The organism is Bifidobacterium scardovii JCM 12489 = DSM 13734 (assembly GCF_001042635.1).
GTDB lineage: Bacteria > Actinomycetota > Actinomycetes > Actinomycetales > Bifidobacteriaceae > Bifidobacterium > Bifidobacterium scardovii.
The window spans coordinates 1,344,821-1,364,707 of record NZ_AP012331.1 but is presented as its reverse complement, the minus strand read 5'-3'; the positions used below and the strand labels follow the sequence as shown (position 1 = coordinate 1,364,707).

Annotated in this window: 21 protein-coding genes and 3 pseudogenes; 9 read left to right on the top strand and 15 right to left on the bottom strand. The window is 62.9% G+C overall.

Translation table 11 applies throughout. The annotated features are described in order from the left end of the window. Positions 1-61: 61 nt before the first annotated feature. The 4 genes from BBSC_RS05615 to BBSC_RS05600 all read right to left on the bottom strand — a co-directional run bounded on the left by BBSC_RS05615 (position 62) and on the right by BBSC_RS05600 (position 3,421). Positions 62-880, bottom strand: a complete 819-nt coding sequence (locus BBSC_RS05615; protein ID WP_033519514.1) for an ABC transporter permease — start codon at positions 878-880, stop codon at positions 62-64. Then, the gene (locus BBSC_RS05610; protein ID WP_033519515.1) at positions 877-1,713 is read right to left on the bottom strand and encodes an ABC transporter permease; all 837 of its coding nucleotides are present in this window, start codon (positions 1,711-1,713) and stop codon (positions 877-879) included. The genes BBSC_RS05615 and BBSC_RS05610 overlap by 4 nt, the downstream gene beginning before the upstream one ends. Continuing rightward, positions 1,710-2,798, bottom strand: a complete 1,089-nt coding sequence (locus BBSC_RS05605; protein WP_033519516.1) for an ABC transporter ATP-binding protein — start codon at positions 2,796-2,798, stop codon at positions 1,710-1,712. Before BBSC_RS05605 ends, BBSC_RS05610 begins: the two co-directional genes overlap by 4 nt. Positions 2,799-3,109: 311 nt before the next feature. Beyond that, complete coding sequence (locus BBSC_RS05600; protein WP_033519517.1) at positions 3,110-3,421, bottom strand: hypothetical protein; 312 nt, start codon at positions 3,419-3,421, stop codon at positions 3,110-3,112. A 308-nt stretch (positions 3,422-3,729) separates the two neighbouring features. Here BBSC_RS05600 and BBSC_RS13285 point away from each other — a divergent pair, with 308 nt between their 5' ends. Then, positions 3,730-4,422: an Abi family protein gene (locus tag BBSC_RS13285; RefSeq protein WP_081893007.1), complete on the top strand. Its 693-nt coding sequence runs from the start codon at positions 3,730-3,732 to the stop codon at positions 4,420-4,422. Between the two features lie 8 nt (positions 4,423-4,430). On the opposite strand, the gene BBSC_RS05590 is transcribed toward BBSC_RS13285, so the two are convergent. From BBSC_RS05590 to BBSC_RS05580, 3 genes are read right to left on the bottom strand one after another with little or no spacing between them, the layout of a single operon-like run. Further along, a complete protein-coding gene (locus BBSC_RS05590) occupies positions 4,431-5,111 on the bottom strand; it encodes a hypothetical protein (RefSeq protein ID WP_033519519.1) in 681 nt (226 codons plus the stop codon). 13 nt (positions 5,112-5,124) lie between these two features. After that, positions 5,125-5,928, bottom strand: coding sequence for a hypothetical protein (locus BBSC_RS05585; RefSeq protein WP_231649345.1), 804 nt, complete (start codon positions 5,926-5,928; stop codon positions 5,125-5,127). A gap of 11 nt (positions 5,929-5,939) precedes the next feature. Beyond that, positions 5,940-6,569: an ABC transporter ATP-binding protein gene (locus BBSC_RS05580; RefSeq protein WP_081893008.1), complete on the bottom strand. Its 630-nt coding sequence runs from the start codon at positions 6,567-6,569 to the stop codon at positions 5,940-5,942. Positions 6,570-6,582: 13 nt separating this feature from the next. Between BBSC_RS05580 and BBSC_RS05575 the strand changes: the two genes are divergently transcribed. Continuing rightward, positions 6,583-7,158 (top strand): response regulator, encoded by a 576-nt coding sequence (locus BBSC_RS05575; protein WP_231649346.1) that lies wholly within the window; start codon positions 6,583-6,585, stop codon positions 7,156-7,158. Beyond that, the gene (locus BBSC_RS13280) at positions 7,134-8,324 is read left to right on the top strand and encodes a histidine kinase (protein WP_231649347.1); all 1,191 of its coding nucleotides are present in this window, start codon (positions 7,134-7,136) and stop codon (positions 8,322-8,324) included. The genes BBSC_RS05575 and BBSC_RS13280 overlap by 25 nt, the downstream gene beginning before the upstream one ends. Positions 8,325-8,364: 40 nt before the next feature. Here BBSC_RS13280 and BBSC_RS13910 read toward each other — a convergent pair whose 3' ends face one another. Continuing rightward, positions 8,365-8,610, bottom strand: a complete 246-nt coding sequence (locus BBSC_RS13910) for a hypothetical protein (protein WP_171818078.1) — start codon at positions 8,608-8,610, stop codon at positions 8,365-8,367. Between the two features lie 170 nt (positions 8,611-8,780). Further along, positions 8,781-8,927 (bottom strand): hypothetical protein, encoded by a 147-nt coding sequence (locus BBSC_RS14200; RefSeq protein ID WP_231649348.1) that lies wholly within the window; start codon positions 8,925-8,927, stop codon positions 8,781-8,783. Between the two features lie 303 nt (positions 8,928-9,230). On the opposite strand from BBSC_RS14200, the gene BBSC_RS05560 reads away from it, so the two are divergent. The 3 genes and pseudogenes from BBSC_RS05560 (at position 9,231) to BBSC_RS05550 (ending at position 11,595) form a co-directional block, all read left to right on the top strand. Continuing rightward, positions 9,231-10,451, top strand: a complete 1,221-nt coding sequence (locus BBSC_RS05560; RefSeq protein ID WP_033519521.1) for an ATP-binding protein — start codon at positions 9,231-9,233, stop codon at positions 10,449-10,451. 126 nt (positions 10,452-10,577) lie between these two features. Then, on the top strand, positions 10,578-11,219 hold the full coding sequence (locus BBSC_RS05555) for a hypothetical protein (protein ID WP_033519522.1): 642 nt from the start codon (positions 10,578-10,580) through the stop codon (positions 11,217-11,219). Between the two features lie 122 nt (positions 11,220-11,341). Beyond that, a pseudogene (locus BBSC_RS05550) lies at positions 11,342-11,595 on the top strand (type II toxin-antitoxin system RelB/DinJ family antitoxin). A gap of 51 nt (positions 11,596-11,646) precedes the next feature. Here BBSC_RS05550 and BBSC_RS05545 read toward each other — a convergent pair. From BBSC_RS05545 to BBSC_RS05530, 4 genes and pseudogenes are all read right to left on the bottom strand, one after another. Beyond that, positions 11,647-12,315: a response regulator transcription factor gene (locus BBSC_RS05545; RefSeq protein WP_034535467.1), complete on the bottom strand. Its 669-nt coding sequence runs from the start codon at positions 12,313-12,315 to the stop codon at positions 11,647-11,649. After that, a pseudogene (locus BBSC_RS05540) lies at positions 12,312-13,025 on the bottom strand (sensor histidine kinase); the annotation flags it as partial. The gene BBSC_RS05545 and the pseudogene BBSC_RS05540, both read right to left, overlap by 4 nt. Beyond that, positions 12,919-13,497, bottom strand: coding sequence for a YidC/Oxa1 family membrane protein insertase (locus BBSC_RS05535; RefSeq protein WP_306558613.1), 579 nt, complete (start codon positions 13,495-13,497; stop codon positions 12,919-12,921). The pseudogene BBSC_RS05540 and the gene BBSC_RS05535, both read right to left, overlap by 107 nt. Before the next feature lie 321 nt (positions 13,498-13,818). Further along, positions 13,819-14,289 carry a hypothetical protein gene (locus BBSC_RS05530; RefSeq protein WP_033519943.1) on the bottom strand — a complete coding sequence of 157 codons (471 nt, stop codon included), beginning with the start codon at positions 14,287-14,289 and terminating at the stop codon, positions 13,819-13,821. Positions 14,290-14,671: 382 nt separating this feature from the next. Between BBSC_RS05530 and BBSC_RS13660 the strand changes: the two are divergent. Then, positions 14,672-14,986: pseudogene (locus BBSC_RS13660) on the top strand (MFS transporter); the annotation flags it as partial. Between the two features lie 289 nt (positions 14,987-15,275). Beyond that, entirely contained in the window at positions 15,276-15,908 is a 633-nt protein-coding gene (locus tag BBSC_RS05520; RefSeq protein ID WP_033519949.1) for an MFS transporter, read from the top strand. 18 nt (positions 15,909-15,926) lie between these two features. Here the strand turns inward: BBSC_RS05520 and BBSC_RS05515 are convergent, their stop codons facing one another. Both BBSC_RS05515 and BBSC_RS05510 read right to left on the bottom strand, forming a co-directional pair. After that, complete coding sequence (locus BBSC_RS05515; RefSeq protein WP_081893009.1) at positions 15,927-17,414, bottom strand: APC family permease; 1,488 nt, start codon at positions 17,412-17,414, stop codon at positions 15,927-15,929. Positions 17,415-17,495: 81 nt separating this feature from the next. Beyond that, positions 17,496-18,728 carry a metal-dependent hydrolase family protein gene (locus BBSC_RS05510; RefSeq protein ID WP_202806187.1) on the bottom strand — a complete coding sequence of 411 codons (1,233 nt, stop codon included), beginning with the start codon at positions 18,726-18,728 and terminating at the stop codon, positions 17,496-17,498. Between the two features lie 277 nt (positions 18,729-19,005). On the opposite strand from BBSC_RS05510, the gene BBSC_RS05505 reads away from it, so the two are divergent. After that, positions 19,006-19,857, top strand: coding sequence for an SDR family oxidoreductase (locus BBSC_RS05505; protein WP_231649351.1), 852 nt, complete (start codon positions 19,006-19,008; stop codon positions 19,855-19,857). The last annotated feature ends 30 nt before the right edge of the window (positions 19,858-19,887 follow it).

Sequence of the window (19,887 nt, the reverse complement as noted above, 5' to 3'; positions counted from 1 at the left end):
AAGGTTTGCAATCCGACTCCCCGCTGAAAGGAGCTGGCGTCGAAAGCGGCGGAGAGAAGCGTCAGATGGCTCGTTCGGCGAGCCGGCGGAAGATCAGGGCGCTGACGGCGACCCAGACGGCGGCGGCGATCGTCGAGACGAGCATGGAAGCCGGGCTGGCGACATCGGCGAGGTCGCGGGCGGCGGAGGCGCTGGTGATCAGGGCGAGCGGATACAGCTGGGCGACGGCGGGCGCGGCCAGGCTCAGGGTGCAGCCGCCGATGGTCAGGACCATCATCACGCTCATCGTGCCCGCGAACGATTCCGCCTTCGCGCTCACCGCCTGCGTGAGCGTCATGATCGCCCACACCGACAGCGTCAACGGGATGCCGCGCAGCAGGAACGGGCCGAGTCGCGCCGGATCGAAACCGGCGGCGAGGCGTCCGACGAGGATGAACTCGGCCTCGAACACGAGGACGGTGAGGAACGAGGCCATCAGACCGTACAGCATCTTGCCGGCGATCGCCGCGTTCACGGTGCCGGTGGCGTTCAGGCGCTGCCAGTTGCGGCCTCGATGCTCGTTGGCTTCGACCTGCGCGGCGAATGCGGCCACGAGCACCGGCATGAACACCATGCTCGGCAGGAGGATCGCCTGACCCCAGATCGCCGCCCAGGTCACGCCCTGCCTGGCGAACTCCGCCTGGTAGCCGGCGTACTGGCTCCACCCGTTGAACATGCCGATCGCGTCGAACAGGACGGTCACGATCCAATACCACAGGTTGCCTGCCTTGCGCGACTCCCACCGGAACGCCGCCCACACGGACGGTTTGCGGCGCGGTGCCGCATGCGTGCGGGGCATCGCATGGTTCATTGCCGGATTCATCGTGTTTGCGCGCGTCATCGTCTTGACTCCTTCACCTTGACCACGGCCACCGAGACCAACGTCCAACCGAGGAACGCCACGGCCGCGGCGATGACGAGCATCCACGGGCGTGCGGCGAGCAGCATCGCGGCGTTGCCGTCCACGTCCACGGACCTGACGAACGGGCTTGCGGCCGAACTCAGGCCGGCCGGGAACAGCCAGCCCAATGCCGGCTTGTTCATCGCTCCCAGGCCGGAGGCCAGCACGCCGGCGATCACGCCGATTCCCAAGCCGATGGCCTGACGGTCGATCACCATCGAGAGCATCAGCTGGACCGCGCTCGTGGCCATCGCGGACAGAAAACCGACCGATGCCGGCACCCACAGCAGCGCCGTGAACGAGCCCGCCGCCGTGAAACCAAGGGTCTTGGCCACCAATGGAACCCACAACAGGGGGATGAGGAAGCAGACGCCGACGGCGGCGCCGGCGACGATGAGCTTGCCGACGAACCGGGCCGCGTCCGACTGGCCGAACGACAGCCATTTCACATTCATGCGTTCCGTGGTCTCCAACACGGCGATGCGGCTGGTCAACAGGGCCGCCAGAATCGGGGCCAGGAGGCTCACGATCTGATAGACCTCGCCGTCGGACAACGCAATCGACCGCAACGCCGGGGTGGGGCTGCCGGCGCGTTTCGCGAACGCCATGCCGGCCCACGCCGATACCAGCAGGACCATGCCCAGCCACATCCACCAGAACAACGACCCCCGCACCTTCAACAACTCCATACGCGCCAAGGTGAACGGATCGCCGCTCTTCACACGGGGACGAGATATGCGACGCGATCCCGCGTACACGATCATGCCGCTCATCGTGCGCCTCCGTTCGCCGGAACGAACGCCGCCCGCCCCACGGCAGGCGACGATTGGCGCGAGGATGCGCGCGCGGGCCGCGGCACGGCACCGGAAACCGCCGCGCCCTGCGTCGGATGCGACGCGGGTTCGTGGTTCCGCGGGCTCTCGATCAGTTCGAGGAACGCCTGCTCCAGCGTCTTGCGCTCAGAGGCGACACGATAGACCGCGACACCCTGGCCGACCAGTTGCGTGACCAGGGCGCCGATCCGCTGGTCCGGCAGTTCCGGCAGACGCAGCACGCCGCCATCCCTGTCCGGCAGCCACCGGTAGTCGATCCGATCCGAGCCCAGCATCGCCGCCGCCAGCTTCGCGTCCGAAACCCTCAGGTCGATATGCCCCTCCTCGCGCAGACTATCGAGCGAACCCTGATACAGCAGTCGCCCGGAGGCGATGATGCCCACGACCGGCGCCATCTTCTCGATCTCGGAAAGGATATGGCTGCTGATGATCACCGTGATGCCCTGCTCGCGGCTCAGACCCATGATCATCTCGCGCACCTCGACCACGGCCTCGGCGTCCAACCCGTTCGTCGGCTCGTCCAACAGCAGCAGCTCGGGCTGCGATATCAACGCCATCGCGATGCCGAGCCGCTGCTTCATGCCCAGCGAATAGTCCTTCGCCTTCTTGTCCTCGTGACCGGCCAGGCCGACCCGTTTCAGGATCGCCGGCGCGGCCGAATACGGCAGGTTCAGATAGTCGGCCACCATACGGCAGTTGTCCAGACCGGACAGGCCCGGGTAAAAGCTCGGCCCCTCGATCAGCGAACCCACACGCCCCGGCTGCAACCGGTGCCGGCCGTCCACCTTCTCGCCCAGCATCCACATGTCGCCGCCCGTGGCCGAGGTCAGGCCGAGCAGCAGCTTCATCGTCGTGGACTTGCCCGCGCCGTTCGGCCCCAGCAGACCATACACGCCATGCGCCGGCACATTCAGATTCAACCCGTTCACCGCACGGAAACCGCCATACTGTTTCACCAGCCCACGCGTCAGCACCGCGTCGTCGGCCATATCCGCCAGATGTGTCACATATTGCGGAACGCTCATATCGCATCTCCTTGAATGCCACGTTATTCGTTGACCATTCAAGACAACGCCAAACCGCAACGGAAGGCAACGGATCACGGTCCATCCGCCCCCCTAGGGGGACACCGGCCGGGACACACGTCCCCCATAGAGGACACAGGCCGAACGAAACCCATCCCCGCAGACAGCCAGGGCGGCTCTCCCCTCGTCCGGCATCAATGCGACGGACTGAAACGCCTCCCCGGATGCCGATAACCGGTCAGTCGGCCCGGTGATGCACACTCAGGCGACCCACCGAAGAGTCGGATTGCGGCGGCACGCAGCAGCGCGGGCTACAGGAGCGTGATCACTGAAGCAATAGCCGCCAAGCCCGCAACTGCGCCGATCCCTACGGCAAGGAAGGGCTTTCCATTGGCGCCGCCTTTCAGCGATACGAGCAACGCCACGATCAACAGCAGCACGCCGACGGCTCGACAGAGCAGACTCAGGGCATCTCCCGGAATCGCAAAAGCGAGCGCCTGCAACGCGACGGATACGGACAGCAGTACGGCGACCGGCCGTTGGGCACCGCGTTCCCGCACTGACTCGTCATCATCGGACTTTGCCATGGCGATCGCCCCGTCTTCCTTGAGTTCCGGCTTCATGACGGCACTTATGCCATTCTATTTGATCCGATCGCAGACACAAGTACAACATCATGTCAGGCAATCGCATGACATGATGGCCGGGCACCTCATTGCTCTCCGGTCAGCCGTTCCTCAGCGGTATCGCGGCGTACAAGTTCGTCGCGATACACGTCGCCGAGGGGTTTGAGACGCACACGGGCGGCGCACATACAGGCGCCGAATCGGGTTTCGCCCATCACGCGCGAGGATATACGATGACCCCGGAGTTTCATGATGTTTCGCATGAGTGACTTTCACGGGGCCTTGCATCAAATATTATAGGTCTCATGACCGATGTAACGCAAGTCACGCTCAAGGACCTACGAGACTGGTTCTCCAATGAACGCATGAAACGATATGAGGACGCGGCGGCGGATCCAGTAGCTCTGTATGTGTGGAACGCCCGTCTGTCAAAGGCTTATCTTGAAGACATCGCTCATGTGGAAGTCCTTTTGCGCAATTTCATCGCGAATCGGCTAATCGCTGAATGTGGTCAGAAGAATTGGTATGACTGTTCCGACTACTTTGGTTTTGACTATGAGTTCAAGAAAGCTGTCGAACGAGTCAGGAAACGCATCCGATATTCTGGACGTAGTCTCACCCCTGATCGAGTAATCGCCGGGCTCTCATTAGATTCATGGCGGTTTCTTCTCGTACGCAAGTTAGAGCCGACTGTTTGGAAAGCGCTGCGCGACCAAACCAATGGTGGTATGCCGTATTACCGGTCTCGACGTCGCAAAGAATTCGAGAGCCATGTTGTTCAACTGTTGGAACTGCGCAACCGATGCAGCCATCAAGAACCACTCATCCAGCCAAACGTGACTGAAGAAGACAATTATCTTGATGCCCGATGGGAAAATCTCCTGTGGATCGCGCATATCATCAATCCAAAAGCCGCTGATTGGATTCGCAACCAATCGCGCGTGCCTGATTTACGCGGACAACGGCCCGATCCCCTCAATGGGCTAACATCCATCTGACAATATTGTCATCGGTCAAGGATCCGCATGACTATCGATAAGTAGCCCGCGAGCAGAAAGGTGAACAACCATCCGAACAGCACTGACAGGTTCGGCAGAGGTGTCGTACCGTGGACCATTGCGCGGATCGCCGTCGAATAGAACAGGCCACTGGTAGCCGGCGCAAGATAGACGATGAACGGCTTGAGCAGTATGGGCACCAGAAAGTAGACGGATAATCCAAGTAGCACATTCCCGGCAAGCAAAGACAGCGATAGTGCCGCAACGCCGTTCAGCGTTGCCAACGCCATGTATTGGAGCACAAGACGGCCAGTACTTCCACGCTCATAGACGATGGCATTGCCGATGGTGCCCACCATGGTCAGGAGCAGTCCGAAAACGAGGATGATCACGATTTTCGCCGTCATCAAAGCAGCCGCCGTTCGGCATCGGGAGCCGGCGACGAGCGCGGCGATTGCCGGTTCCCCTGAATTGATATCGATGTTTGCCAGAACGGCGGCGATGATCACGAGAGCCTGTGACGCGAGTGCGACGCTGCTTTCAGCATTCAGCGGGTTGGTTCCGGAAAAGTCCAGGCTTATCGGCAGCCGTGCGACCACATACACGATGGCCACCCAGCAAAGGGCCAGTATGCATGCGATTCGTAGGATTCGTATCGTCGCATCCTTGTAGATCAGGGCTTTGATCATGGCTGCACTCCCCTCATGCTTTCGACTTCAGGAACAGCCGGCTTCGCACCATCACCGCCGCGACGAGCGACGCCACCAGCCAGCATGCCATGACGATTGCAGACGCGGCCACCGGAATTTCTCCGGCCTCGACGGCCCGTCCGAAGGCGAAGCTTTTGCCGCCGATCATCGGCAGCAGCACATCCGCGTGAACCACTTTCAGCACGCCGGACAACGAGACGACAAGCAGCAGGAGAATCACGACCAGCGTCGGCATGTCACGCTTCGTGGCCACCGCCGCGATGTAGCCGATCAGTCCCATGACCACGGCGAACACCGTCACCCGCAAAGGAGCGGTGATAACCGTAGCCGTGAGAAACAGCGGCCGCAGGGCCGGATGCAATGTCACCACGAGTATCGCCGCATTCAGCAGTGATGACAGCAGCGAGACGACGATGCAGTAGAGCACGGTCGCACTCACATCGCCGGCCACGAACGGGTATGGGCGGTTATACAGGAGCCGTAATTGGCGTTCGTCGCCCGATCGGAATCCCGCCGCCACGTTCAACGCCACGATGATCGGGATGAGGATGATCGATGTCTGGTAGGGCGAGGCGAGCACGGCGTCGGACACGATGTGCGCCGGGTTCTGGTCCAGGGCGTCGCGCGAGTGGATGGCACCGTTCGCCGCGATGGATACCGTCGAGGAAATCGTTTGCACGTCGAGTACCGAGAACAGTGCGGTGAACGCCAGGACAGCGCATAGCGACCAGTAGAATTGCCGGTTCGCGCAGTATCGCAGCAGCTGGCAGGACAGTTGGCGGGACGATGATGCCATTGTCATCAGTCTCACCTCTTCACCACGTTGAAGTACGCCTGTTCGAGGCTGCCGTACTTGTCGAGCAGCGCGTCGATATCGCCGTCGAGAACCTTCCGGCCGTTCGACAGACCCACGACGTGATCGGCGACCAGTTCGAGCTCGGCCATGTAATGGCTTGAGACGACGACGGTCCGGTGGCCCGAAACGTAATCCTTGATGAAGTCGCGTACCCATTTGATGCCTTCCGGGTCGAGACCGTTCAAGGGCTCGTCCAGTATGAGGTACGGGGCGTCGGTCAGGATCGCGGTCGCGATGCCCAAGCGCTGCTTCATGCCGAGCGAATAGGTCTTGAACATCCGGTTGCAAGCCTCGCACAATCCCACGAGCCGCAGGCATTCATCGCATCGATTGAACGAAACGCCGGCACCCAGCGCTACCCAGCGAAGATGATTCAGGCCGGTCCGCGACGGATTCGGGGTCAGCCCGTCGATGAACGATCCAACAACATTGAACGGAGACGGCCCCAGTTCGTTGTATCGTTTGCCATCGAACGTGGCCGTACCGCTACTGGCTGGTTCCAGTCCGAGCAAAATGTGCAGCAAGGTTGACTTTCCGGCGCCGTTCGGACCGATCAGCGCGGTGACCTCGGCCGTTTCCAAGGACTTTTATGTCATGTGGGGCACGGGTTCGCCGGCAGTGGCGATCAAGCATTGCCATAACCCGCATACCAGGCCGGATGTGCTGGTGTTGGATATGGCGTTGGGCGGGATCACGGGCGCTGACGTGTGCCGGCGTATCCGGCGCAGGAGCGGAGGGACGGGCATCGTGTGCGTCACCTCGTATTCCGTGGACGTCTACCGGCGGGAGGCGGTCGCGGCCGGCGCGCAGGGACTGTTCGCGAAGGAACGCCTGAAGACCGATATCGCCGACGCGATACGCCTAGCGGCCCAGGGGCTTCCCACCGGCGGACAGGCCGCCTTGGGGTTCCGTGACGCGCAGACCGCCTACGGGTTGCTGTCCGGCACGGTGCCGGCGAAGATGTCCGTTGACATGAGGGATTCCCTGTCCTCGCGCGAGAAGGAGACCCTGCGCCTGTACGCGCGGCGGCTGACCACCGACGAGATCGCGGGCCGGCTGGGCATCTCCAAGGGCAGCGTGTTCACGTACGTGCACCGCGCGGCCGACAAGCTGGGAGTCGCCAGCCGCAAGGAGGTTCTGGACGCATGCGCCAGATACGATCTGCTCTGACCCGGCTCTCCGACCGGCTCGGCCTGCGGCATGCCGGGCATCCGGTGATCGCGGCGTCCTGCGCCGTATTGTCCGTCGCGGCGCTCGCGGAATATGCGTTCTCGATGGCGGCGCGGGTCCCCGGCACCGCGACCGTGCATGACATCGTGTTGGTTCTGGCGGTGCTTGCCAGCCTGGTCGGCGGCATGTTCCGCCCGAAGTGGTTCCTGTTGCCGGCGCTCATTGCGGGCGTGGTCCTTATGCTGGATGTCCCGATGGTCACGCCGATAGCCGTCGGCGTCGCCTGCGCGGGGTTCCTCGCCTACCTCGACGCACGGGCCGGCGTCATCGCCACCGTGATCCTGCTCGCCTCCACCATGGACGGCCTTGATCCCAGCAGGAGCCGGGTGATGGTGGCTACGGTGCAGAGTCTGGCGTTCTACTGCTTCCCGCTCCTGGCCGGCCTGCTATTGCATGTGATGCGCCAGCGCGACCATGACTCGTACCTGTTGCAGCGGCAACGCGAACGCGAGGACACGGCCCGCAGCCTGCACGACACCATCAGCAACGACCTGGCCTACCTGATCCTGCGCATCGACCACGCCGGGACCAACGGCCTGCCCGCCGACGAACACGAATACCGGAGACAGCTCGACGAATTGCGCGACGCCGCCGGCCGGGCCATGGGCCACACGCACGAGGTCATCGACTCGCTCGAAGGCCACACACCAGCACAAGCTGGCCAGACGCCGGATGACGAGAACCCCCGGCCGGCCGGGCCCGCGGAAGCCGACACCGTATCCTCGCAACGTGCCGGACTGCAATCGCTGATCGACGAGGAGGAGGCCAGGCTCGAAGCCCTGGGCTTCACCGGCGACAACCTGCTCGCCGAACCACACCGGCCGCTCACACCGGAGACCATGCGCCTGCTGGCGGGCCTGCTGGCGGAACTGTACGCGAACATCGCCAAGCACGCCGACCCGGGCGAATGGTACGCCATCTGCGTCACCTTCGACACCGACGCCATCCACATCTCCGCCAGCGACACCATCACACCCGATGATACGAAACTCGGCCTGGGCAGCGGCCTCGACCGCTACCGGACCATCATCGAAACACGCGGCGGCACCTTCCAAACCCACACCGAACAAGCCCACTGGCAGTTGGACATCAGTATTCCGGTGTAAGGCCGGAAGGATTCCGGGGAGAGGATCACCCCAAAAAGAATCACGGTTCCGGTGTCACCGGCGCGACGAGTATGCTGTCGCTGCTCCGGTTATCGGGGATATACGCCGGCGTGGTCGTGCGGCTGCCGGCGGCCGTGTCGATGTTGATGATGCTCCCGACCTGTTTCACGCCCCGCTCCGGGACCCGTGAAGCCGGGTTCGAGGAGTCGCGCACCAGCAGGATGATTCGCGTGCCGGCCGCGATCGCCTGCGACACATGCGGCGACGGGACCGTATCGGGAAGCATGATGCACCGCCCGCCTATGCCAAGTATGACGGGCGGCTGTTCATCATCATCGGCGCCTCCGGGTTGAAGCGAATATCCTACGACCGGTTGCGGAAGCAAACCTTGCCGATACCCAAGACTGCCAGGTAAAGCAGGAACGTCACGGGCACGACCCATGCCACCACGTACCGTCACAGGTCGATCTGGAACACCTCGAAGACAATGAACATGACGCCCCACACATCGATGGCGACGATCGCCAGAATCTGGGCGGTCACTCCTAATATGGCGGAAGCACCGAAAAAACCGCAGCAGGCCTTGATTCCGACGTCCACCATGGGAGGCCCGCACCTCATTGTCCGCAGCCGTATCGTCCCCGCATTCCATAAAGTCCGACGCGTACGCGTGCCATCTCGATGAAGGCGCTCAAAGAGCCAAGCAGACAACATGCCTTCAAACAATCGCATGACAGGGCAGATCTTTGTCGAACAAATGCGACGAGAACATCAGATGTTGTTAAGAATCAGTTATCTTTGTTTTTATTGACAGATAAAGCAAAGAAATCGATTATAATCGATTTATATACCATTATGGCTTAAGAACACGATTACAACTGTATTGCCCGGCAAAAGGAGATCGTCATGATCGACCGTCCCATGTACATGGATCAGATACGTCCTTTCGTCGGGAAAAACGTCATCAAGGTACTTGTGGGCGCCCGACGCTCCGGCAAATCAACACTCTTGAAGCTTATCCGCAAACAATTGAGCGCCGAAGGTGTCGCCGAGCGATCCATGCTCCACATCAATGTCGAATCGGGTGAGTTCTCCGGCATTGCGAACGCCGACGACCTCACTCAATACGTCAGTGAGCGCATGAATGTGGTCGAAGGCAAGGTCCGGCTGTTCTTCGATGAGATTCAGGAGGTTGATCACTGGGAGAAGGCCGTACGGTCTTTCATGGTCGACTATGACGCCGATATTTATCTGACCGGGTCGAATGCACGTATGCTGTCCGGCGATCTTGCCACCTATATCACCGGCCGCTACGTCACCATCAATGTATATCCGTTCTCGTTCGCGGAATTTCTCGATGCCTACCGTCAATCGGTCGGCTCGATTGACGAACGCGCGGCATTTCGCCGGTATGTGGCGCAAGGCGGATTCCCGTTCCAAACCGATCTGGCCTTCGACGAGGCCGCTTCCCTGCGCTATCTTGATGACCTGTTCTCGACCATATTGTTCAAAGATGTCGTCCGCCATGCGGGCATACGCGATGCAGATGCCTTGGAGAGGGTCATCCGCTATGTCATCGGCGAGGAGGGACATCTCATCACTGCGGCCAGCATCGCCGCTTACATGAAAAACGAGCATCGCAAGGTATCGGCTGAGACGATCGCAAACTATCTCAATGCGGCGGCCAAAGCTTTCCTTATCTACCGCGTTCCGCGCGAAGATGCCATCGGCAAACGCACATTGAAGATAAACGAGAAATATTATGTGGTTGATCAGGGGCTGCGCCATGCTGTCGGACTCAACAACGCCAATGCGATTGACCAAGTTCTGGAGGGCATCGTCTATATGGAGCTCAGGCGACGCGGATATGACGTTCGCGTCGGCAAGGTGGATGATAAAGAAGTAGATTTCATTGCGAGGCGCGGAGATGCGGTCTCCTACTATCAGGTCACCTATCTCATCGGATCGCAGCAGACGGCAGAGCGCGAGTTCGGGGCTTTCGCCGGCATCCATGACAATTGGCCTAAATTCGTGCTGAGCATGGACGAATTTCCTCAAACGCGAGACGGCATTCAAGGAATCAATATCATCGATTGGCTACTTGCTGGTGATGCTCACCGACTTTGAATTCGTCTTCAAAACGATGGTTGGGCATAACTTTCGCCTAATTCAAGTCCGCTTGCGTCGGCCCATCGCGGCGGCCCGTCAAGCAAGTTCCTCGTCAGCCCAATTTCAGGAAGGTACATTGGTCCTATGGCTAAGCGCAAACATATCGGCACCGTCATTCTCGCGATACTGGTCGCGATGCTGCTGGCGGCGGGCATTGCCGGCTGGATGTTCTGGCAGTCGGCGCAGCGGGTGACCGGCGAGGCGCGGCAGGCGGGCAAATATGCGGCCAAAGCGCGGCAATCCGTCGAGCAGGGCGACTTCAAGCAGGCGCTTGAACAACTGGACGGCGCGGGCGGTCATATCGTCGCGGCGCGCGACGAAACCCAGGGCATGCTGTGGCAGACCGCCGAATACGTGCCGTACTACGGTTCGGATGTGAAGGCGGTGCGCGGCATGCTGGACGCGACCGCCGACGCCGCGACCAACGCCTTGCCCAAGATCGACAGTGCCGCGCAGGGCACGCTGGTGGACTTCGACATCACGGAGCTGCTGTCCGGCATGAGCTTTTCCGACGGCACGCTGTCCATTCCCAAAATCGCGTCCGTCAAACAGGATCTGTCCGACGCCGGCGTGGTCCTGAAACGCGTCAAGACGTCGATCCATGCGCTGCCGCAACCCCACACGGAACAGATCACCGCGATGGTCAACCAGGGCAAACAGGTGGTGGACCAGATCGACGAGACCTTCGACACCCTGAACGCCATCGTCGAAAAGATTCCGGGCTGACGTCGATAACGTTCCGCTTGCAGGATGTGCACCATGGTCGAGTTGCCGCAACCGCAGAATGTCGACTATTAGCATACAAATACATAACTATTGTCTTACATAATGCTGTTCGGAGGGTAATGATGAGCATGGCATCCGTCACCATCCGCGTGGATGCGGACACCAAGCAGAAAGCCGCAAGCATAGCCGAGGATCTCGGTCTGGACTTGTCTTCGGTCACCCGCGCCTTCTACAAGCAGATTGTCCGAGAGAAGCGCATTCCCGACCGTGCCGCCCGAGACCATGAAAGCCTTTAACGAGGCGAAGAACAAGCCCGCCGACGGCAAACCTCGTTTTCAATAATGCCGATGAGATGTTCGATTCGTTGGGAATCTGACATGTTCATGCGAACCGACAATCATGACGAGCTGCTGGGCAAATAGCGGGTCTACATCCCTGCCTTGAACCAGCCGATGGCGATTTGGGTGCGATCGCGCAGACCCAAAGTCGCGAGGATACGGGTTACGGCACGTTTGACGGAGGCTGGTTCGACGGTGAGTTGAACGGCGATTTCCTCGTTGTTGAGTCCTTCCGCGATGAGCGCGCAGATCTCGCGCTGGCGTGGGGTAAGCGCGTCGAATGCCTTGCGTAGTTCTTGCTGGCATTGGCTGCTGGTGGGGTGCGGAACGCCTCGTTCAAGCACTTGTCTGGTGATTCTCGGGGTGAGGATCGCATCACCATTGGCGATGGCGTGAATCGCATCGATGAGGTTGCGCTTGGTGACGTCCTTGAGCAGGAAGCCGCTGGCTCCGGCGTCGAGACCGCCAAAGGCGTAATCGTCCTCGTCGTACGTGGTAAGAATGAGGATGCTGATGGCAGTCCAGCGTCTGGCGATGCGGCGCGTGGCCTCGATGCCGTCCATGCCGGGCATCCGCACATCCATGAGGATTACATTCGGTAATGGCTGATGTAGAACGGCGAGCTGTTCGAGCGTTTCGATGGCGGCTTGGCCGTCAGCGGCCTGGGTGGTGACAACAATGTCGGAAGCACCGTCGAGCATGAGTTGGAAGCCAAGGCGGGCGAAGCGTTGGTCGTCCACGAGCATGACACGGATCATGAGACCGGATCCTTTCCGTTGACGTTGCGGTCCATGGATGGAATGACCGCCGTGACGACCCACTCGCCGTTTTCGTCCGGGCCATATTCGAAGGTACCGCCGATGGATTCGATGCGGTGGGTCAGGCGAGTCAAGCCGGTGCCGGTGTCTTTGCACACTGGGCTCCCCTCAGTCCGCTTCGCGGCCAGCTCCCCTCGGAGAGGGGAGCCAAGAAGGGACGATGTACCATCATTGTGAATAATTGCAGTAACGGCAGCGTTCTCAGTGTGGTTCCACGCGACATTGACATGCGTCACGTTTTGTCCGTGACGGATGGCGTTGGTGATGGCTTCGCGAGTCACATCGAAACACAAATCAGCCTGAGCTTCGTCATCGGCGCGCGTACCGGTCTCGGTGAACACCGTGACGATGCCCAGCGAGCGAGCGTGCGCGAGAATCGGCCGAATGTCATCCCATGAATGCTGGTCTGATTCTTGCGTGTGCGTATCATCACCGTTCGCCGTTCCATCGAACTCGGTCAGTGCGCGGACGGCTTTGCGCGTGTCGGTCAGACTCTCCCGCGCGATTTCGTTGATGCCGTGCAGCGCATCCTCCACGCGCGGGTCATCGGTTTTGCCGGCCAGGCCCTCGGACAGTGCGATGATTGCGGTCAGACCATGGCCCACACTGTCGTGCAGTTGGCCGGCTATGCGCGAACGGCGTATTGCGGCGGATGAGCATCCACTGCATCGCGAACAGCGTCAGACACATCAACGCCACGGCCGCCCCGATAACGACACGCGACTGCGGCGAGGCGACCGTGCCGAACGAGTCGGCAATATGCACGCCGAATATGGACGATGATTCGATGTCGCCCGCCGTGGCGCGGTCGACGCCGCCCAACGCTTCCGCCTTCCCCTCGGCGATGGCGGGTAGGGATTGCAGCGTGTAGAACAGCGAGCACAGAATCGGCGCCTGGATCAGCGAAGGCAGGCATGAGCCAAGTGGATTGGCATTATGCCGCTGCTGCAAGGCCATGATTTCACGTTGCATGGCTTCTTTGGAACGCGGGTCCTTGCGCGCGGCGTACTTGCGCTGGATGCGCCGGATCCGCGGCTGAAGCGCCTGCATGCGGCGCATCGCGCGCATCTGGGAGAGAAACAGCGGCAGCAGGCACAGGCGGATGACGAGCACGAGGCACATGATCGAGATGCCCCACGCGGGGCTGGGACCGGCCGGCATGCCGAACGCGACGAGGACGCGGTGGGACAGGGCGAGCAGTTGGGCGACGGCCCATTCCAGGGGTCGCAGGATATGGTTGAGGATAGTGATGAGGTTCATTGGGGCTTTCCTGATGAAGATGACGAATCTGAAGATGGTATGCGTATATGTAATAAGTCGCATCCATTAGCACAACGGCGACATGTCCTCCCCTCAGTCCGCCTATGGCGGACAGCTCCCCTCCAAAGGGGAGCCGAGAAAATACGGCGCGGTTGGGCCAGCGAGACGAGAGAGAGACCTGAATCAGATTCGGGAATCGGGAAGCGTGTAGCGGGCCCATCGCGGCACCCATTGCGGGCGGGCCCATGAACGGACGGCGTTCATCACCGCCGCGTCGAAGCGGAAGCTGGCCGGCAGCGGACCGCGGCCGGCCGCACCGATGACGGACAACAGCATCGTGGCGGCGCAGCACACGCCTGCGCACACCGCCGTCACCGTGACGGCGAACACCATGGCGGCCAACGTCGCCGGAGAACCGGTACCGCAGGTCCAGCATCCCGAGCAACCCAGCGCCATCAGCACCGTCGCCATCATGACGATGCTCGTCAGCGGCATCGGGCGAGCCAAGGCGCCGCCGCGCGAAGCCAGGAGAATCCTCGCACCGGCCATGCGCTGGCGCAGCGATTCCATGCAGGCCACGGGCAGAAGAACCGGCATCAGCAGCAACATGCATACGGCGAACCCGACCTGGGTGCCGAATGCGATGCCGTCCATGATTCCCCCCATATTCCCCTACGCCCGTGCCACCGTACGTGATGCAGCTTCAGTATACCGCCGATCCGGCGCCACTTCGGCATTGCCCATAGGCGCCGGGCAATGCACCGGGGATGCCGTTGCCCATACGGCGCCCGCCACGCGCCGGCCGCCACAACACCGTATATCGCCTGCTCGTTCGCGAATTATTTTCCTGAATCGTGGAACGCGCCGCAGGCTGGAATTTATTTTGAGTCCTGAGTAGATTAACCGTTCACAAGGCCAATATCGCAACGGCGCAACGGTCGTGCCAACCCACCCGAAAAGCCCGTGATTCCGCCGATGCGAGACGGTCAGCGCACCAACCGAAGCAGCACCGAACACCAACAGGAGGTCATCGATCATGTCGACGAGCATGGCAAAAACAAACAACATTCGATTTACCGTCGGGTTTCTGGCCTTCGGCCTGCTGTGGAGCACCGGCCTGTATGTGGTGGCCACCGTGCTGCTCCCCCAGCTGTTCAAGGACATCGGCGTCGCGAACCCCGACGCCGCGGTCGGCACGCTGAATTCGGTCACCGCCATCGTGGGCCTGGTCTCCAACCTCGTGTTCGGCAACCTGTCCGACCACACGCGCTCCAAGCTGGGCCGGCGCACCCCGTGGATCATCGCCGGCACGGTCCTCGCCGCGATCACGCTCGCCGCGACCGGGCAGATGCCGACCGCCACGCTCATCATCTTCATGTACTGCCTGTGCATGGTCGGGCTCAACGCGCTGCTCGCGCCGGCCCTGGCGGATCCTCTCCGACCGCGTGCCGGCGCAGCTGTGCGGCACCGTCTCCTCGTTCTACGGCGGCGGCGTGGTCGCCGGTCAGCCCATCGGCACGATGATCGGCTCGCGCATGATCAACAACGCGCAGGCCGGCTTCCTCATCGGCGCCGTGATCATGCTGGCGTCGGGCTTCGTGGCGCTCGCCATCTGGCCGCGCGAGGCCTCCTCGAAGGACATGGCGCGCACGAGGATGACCTTCAAGGATCTCGCCGTCTCCTTCCACTTCCCGAAGTTCTCCACCTCGCGCGACTTCTACCGGGCGTTCGGCTGCCGCGTGTGCATGCTGCTCAGCTACCAGATGATCTCCGTGTACCAGCTGTACATCGTCGAGGACTACGTGCACCAGACCAAGACGGAGGCAGCCGGCACGATCGCCACCATGTCCGTCATCACGATGGTCGTCTCGCTGACCGCCTCGCTGATCTCCGGGCCGATCTCCGACCGGATGCACACGCGCAAGGTGCCGGTCATCATTGCCTCGCTGCTGTTCGCCGTCGGCACCGCGATGCCGTGGATCATGCCGAGCGTCACCGGCATGTACCTGTATGCCGGTATCGCCGGCTTCGGCTACGGCGTGTACTCCGCGATCGACCAGGCGCTCAACGTCGACGTGCTGCCGAACAAGGAGGAGGCCGGCAAGGATCTCGGCATCCTCAACCTGGCCACCACGCTCGGCCAGGCCGTCGGCCCGACCATCACGTCGGTGGTCAAGACCATGACCGGCACCTTTACGGTCGCCTTCGCCATCTCCATCGTCATGGCCGTGTGCGCCGCCGCCTTCGTCCTGCGCATCCGGAAGGTGAGGTAGCGCCGGCGCCGGCCCCGCTCACTCCCGTCTCGCGCGGTGGACCGTCAGGCGCAGCGCCATCCCCAGCACGACCCACACCACGACGATCACCCACGAGGTCGGCTTGAGCGCGGCCGGCGAGAACGGCAGCACCTGCAGCGCGATGATGACCGCGCCGGCCGCGATGGCCAGGCCGATGCCGATCTTTCCCCCGGGCACCGTGTACGGGCGCGGCAGATCGGGCTCGCTCCACCGCATCTTCATGCAGGCGGCCGCGGCCATCGTGCACGCGAACACGAACGACAGCGACGAGACCTCGGTCAGCGGGATGAGCAGGTTGCCGCCGAGGAACGGCCCGATGACCGTGGCGACGGCGAGCACGATGTTCGCCGTCTTCGGCGTGCCGGTCCTGCCGTCGATGGACGCGAAGCTCTTCGGCAGATACCCCTTGCGCCCCATGGCGAGCATGATGCGCGCGGTGGCCCCGTAGAACGAGTTCATCGGACCGAGCGGGCCAAGCGTGCCGATCACCAGCATGGGCAGGTAGAACCACATGCTGATCTTCTCGATCGAGGCGAGCGCCGGCACCGGCATCGCCACGGACTGCCGCCACGGGAAGATCGTGCCGAACGCGTAGATGCAGAACACGTAGAACAGGCCGGCGGCGAGCAGCGAGGCGGAGATGACCATGCCGAACTTCTTCCAGTCGAGCCCCTCGCTCGCCTCTTCGGCGCTCTGTGGGATCGTGTCGAATCCGGTGTAGAAGAACGGCGTCATCACCAGCACCGCCAGCACGCCCGGCAGGAACGCCCCGGCCGTGGTGACCGCGCCGGACGCCGATCCCGACTGCGCGGCCTCCACCTTGGCGAACAGCGGCATGAGGTTGCCCGGGCCGCCCTTGAACAGCGAGACGACCATCGCCAGCACCATGCCGGCCAGCAGCGCCTTGGACAGGAACGAGCTGAGCTTGGCGGCGGCGGAGGCGCCGCGGAAGTTCAGCGCGATGACCAGCACGCACACGGCCTCGCTGATCAGCAGCGGCCACAGGTAGACGCTGGACCCGGCGATGTCGTACAGCTTGACGCCGGTGAGCCATCCGAACCCGTCGAGCCGGCTCCACATGGTGGCCAGCAGCGAGCTGATCGCGATCGCCTCCCACGGGCACAGGATGCCGTTGCCGAGGCTCAGGAACCAGCCGGTGATGTGCGCGGCGGTCGGCCCGAAGGTGCGGTCCACGTATTCGACGATGCCGCCGGATATCGGGATCGCGCAGGTCAGCTCGCCGAACACCGCGCCGATCGGCAGCAGGAAGACGGCGCCCAGCACGAAGGCGATCATCGCCTCGACCGGGCCGCCGCCGAGGATCATCCAGTCGCCGACCAGCAGCACCCATCCCGTGCCGATGATCGCGCCGAACCCCATGGTGAAGTAGTTCCACAGGCTCAGCGATTTGACCATGCCGCCGTGCGCCTCGCCGCCGCCGTGCGGCGGGAGTTCGGGGGACGATGCGGTGGATGCGGTTGACATGACAAGCCTCCTTTGATCCGATGTGACGCGACGCGCGGTGCGCCCGGCGCGACCCGGCACGATATGACGCCGGCCGGTCCGCTAGCGCTGCCGGATGACGTCGCCCTCCTTCATGACCATCGTCATGTTCTCCACGGCCAGGTCGCGGATGTCGGCGCTCGGGTCGCCGTCGATCACCAGCAGGTCCGCGGACTTGCCGGCCTCCAGCGTGCCGGTCACGTCGTCCACGCGCAGCATCCTCGCGCCGTTCTTCGTGGCGCAGGTGATCGCGAACAGCGGCGAGAACCCGACCTTTTCGACGAAGGAGTAGACCTCGCCGATCAGCGTGGTGCCGTAGGGCGTGAGCGACGAGCAGAACGAGTCGGAGCCGGTGACCAGCACGATGCCCTTGTCGTTCGCCTTGCGCAGGTTGTCGTAGACGCGGTTGAGCTCGCGTTCGATGCGCGTGGCTCCCGGGTAGGCGTCCTGCGCCGGGTTGTACTCGGGCGGGTAGGTCTTGAACCACTGCTCGAGGAACTGGATCGTCGGGCAGAAGTAGATGCCCTTGTCGGCCATGAGGTCGAGGCATTCGTCGTTGAGCGTCTGACCGTGGATGATCAGGTGCACGCCGGCCTTGGCCGAGGCGAGCGCGCCGCCGTAGCCCTCCGCGTGCGACCAGACCGGCACGTTGCACATCGCGGCCTCGTCGACCACCGCCTGGATCTCCTCGTCGGTGTAGTGCTGCAGCAGCTTGTCGTCGTGCCGCCAGATGCCGCCGCCGGTGGACCAGATCTTGATCGCGTCGACGTTCTCGCGCAGGCGGCGGCGCACCGCGGCGCGCAGGGGCCACGGCCCGTCGACGCGCTCGGCCCACGGGTGGGAGGCCTCGTTGTAGGCCAGCGGCAGCTTGTGCGAGTCGCCGTGCCCGCCGGTGCGGCAGAAGCCGAGGCCGGTGCACACCATGCGCGGGCCCTTCATGATCCCGGCGTTGACCGCGTCGCGGATCGCCACGCCGGAGCGCGAGATCTCGCCCACGGTGGTCAGTCCGCTCTCGAGCGCGTCGTGCGCCTGCTGCACGGCGATCACGGTCTTGAGGGTGACGTCGTCGAGCACCCACTGCGTGTCGTCGTCGCTTTCGTTGCCGGTGAAGTGCAGATGCGAGTCGATCAGGCCCGGCATCACGGTTTGGCCGGTGATGTCGCGGACCGCCGCGCCTTCGGGGATCGGCTGCCCCTCGCGGGGGCCGGCATAGGCGATCGTGGTGCCGTCGACCAGCACCAGCGAGTCCCGGATCGGCTCCGCGCCGTTGCCGTCGATAAGGGTTCCGCCAACCAATGCGATATATGTGACATGGCAAGCTCCTTTGGCTGTCTGACTGATGATCCGTCGTCCTCGACGGGGCATGCGATCATCCCCGATCGCATGGCAGCATCAGTCTACGCCCGGTTGCCGCGACACGCGCGGAGGCCCGGACGGGGCGACGCACGGGCCGAGCATGGGGCCGCACCCGCCCCAGAATCCCCGAAAAACCGGTTCTCCGATGCTAAGCCGATACCGGTCGCAGGCACGCCGAAGCGCCGGTCCAAGCCAATGCGACGAGCCGAAGGGGGCCATGATGAGCAACGTATTCGACCAGTACCCCCTCGACGAATGGAAGGACCCGTCCTACCGGTTCATGGACAAGTTCTCCCTCGCCGGCAAGAAGGGGTTCGTCACCGGCGGCGCCGGCGGGCTGGGCCGCAACGCCGCCGCCGCGTGGGCCGAGGCCGGCGCCGACGTCGCGATCGTCGACTTGCCTTCGAGCAGGGACCGGCTGGAACCGCTCGCCGCCGAGCTGTCCGGGCGCTACGGCGTCCGCGTCGTCCCCCCCCTGTACTGCGACGTCTCGGACAAGGACCAGGTCGGCGCGCTCAAGGAGTCGCTGGTCCGCGAGCTCGGCACCGTCGACGTCGCGTTCATCAACGCCGGCGTCTGCGTGCCCGGCGACGACGTGGACGTCCCCTACGAGGTGTGGAGCAAGACCATCGGCATCAACCTGACCGGCGCCTACCTGACCTCGCAGATCGCGCACCACATCATGCGCGAGCACCGCCATGGCGGGTCGATCATCATCACGTCGTCCCTGTCCGGGCACAACGCGAACTTCATCGGCGGCGGCCCCTCGCCGGTGGCCAGCTACGGCGCCACCAAGGCCGGGGTCTACGAGCTCGCCCGGTACATGGCCGCGGCGCTGGCGCCGCACCATATCCGCGTCAACGCCATCTCCCCGGGGTACGTGTGGTCGGGCATCTTCGACTGCCGCATCACCGAGGAGGGCCACGACGTGATGCTGGAGACCGTGCCGATGAAGCGGTTCGGCACCAACGACGAGATCGTCTCGGCCGTGCTGTTCCTCGCCAGCGACGCCTCGTCGTACGTCACCGGCACCAACCTGCAGATCGACGGCGGCTACTCGGTGTACTGACCGACGCCGCGACAATCCGCGCCCGTCTTC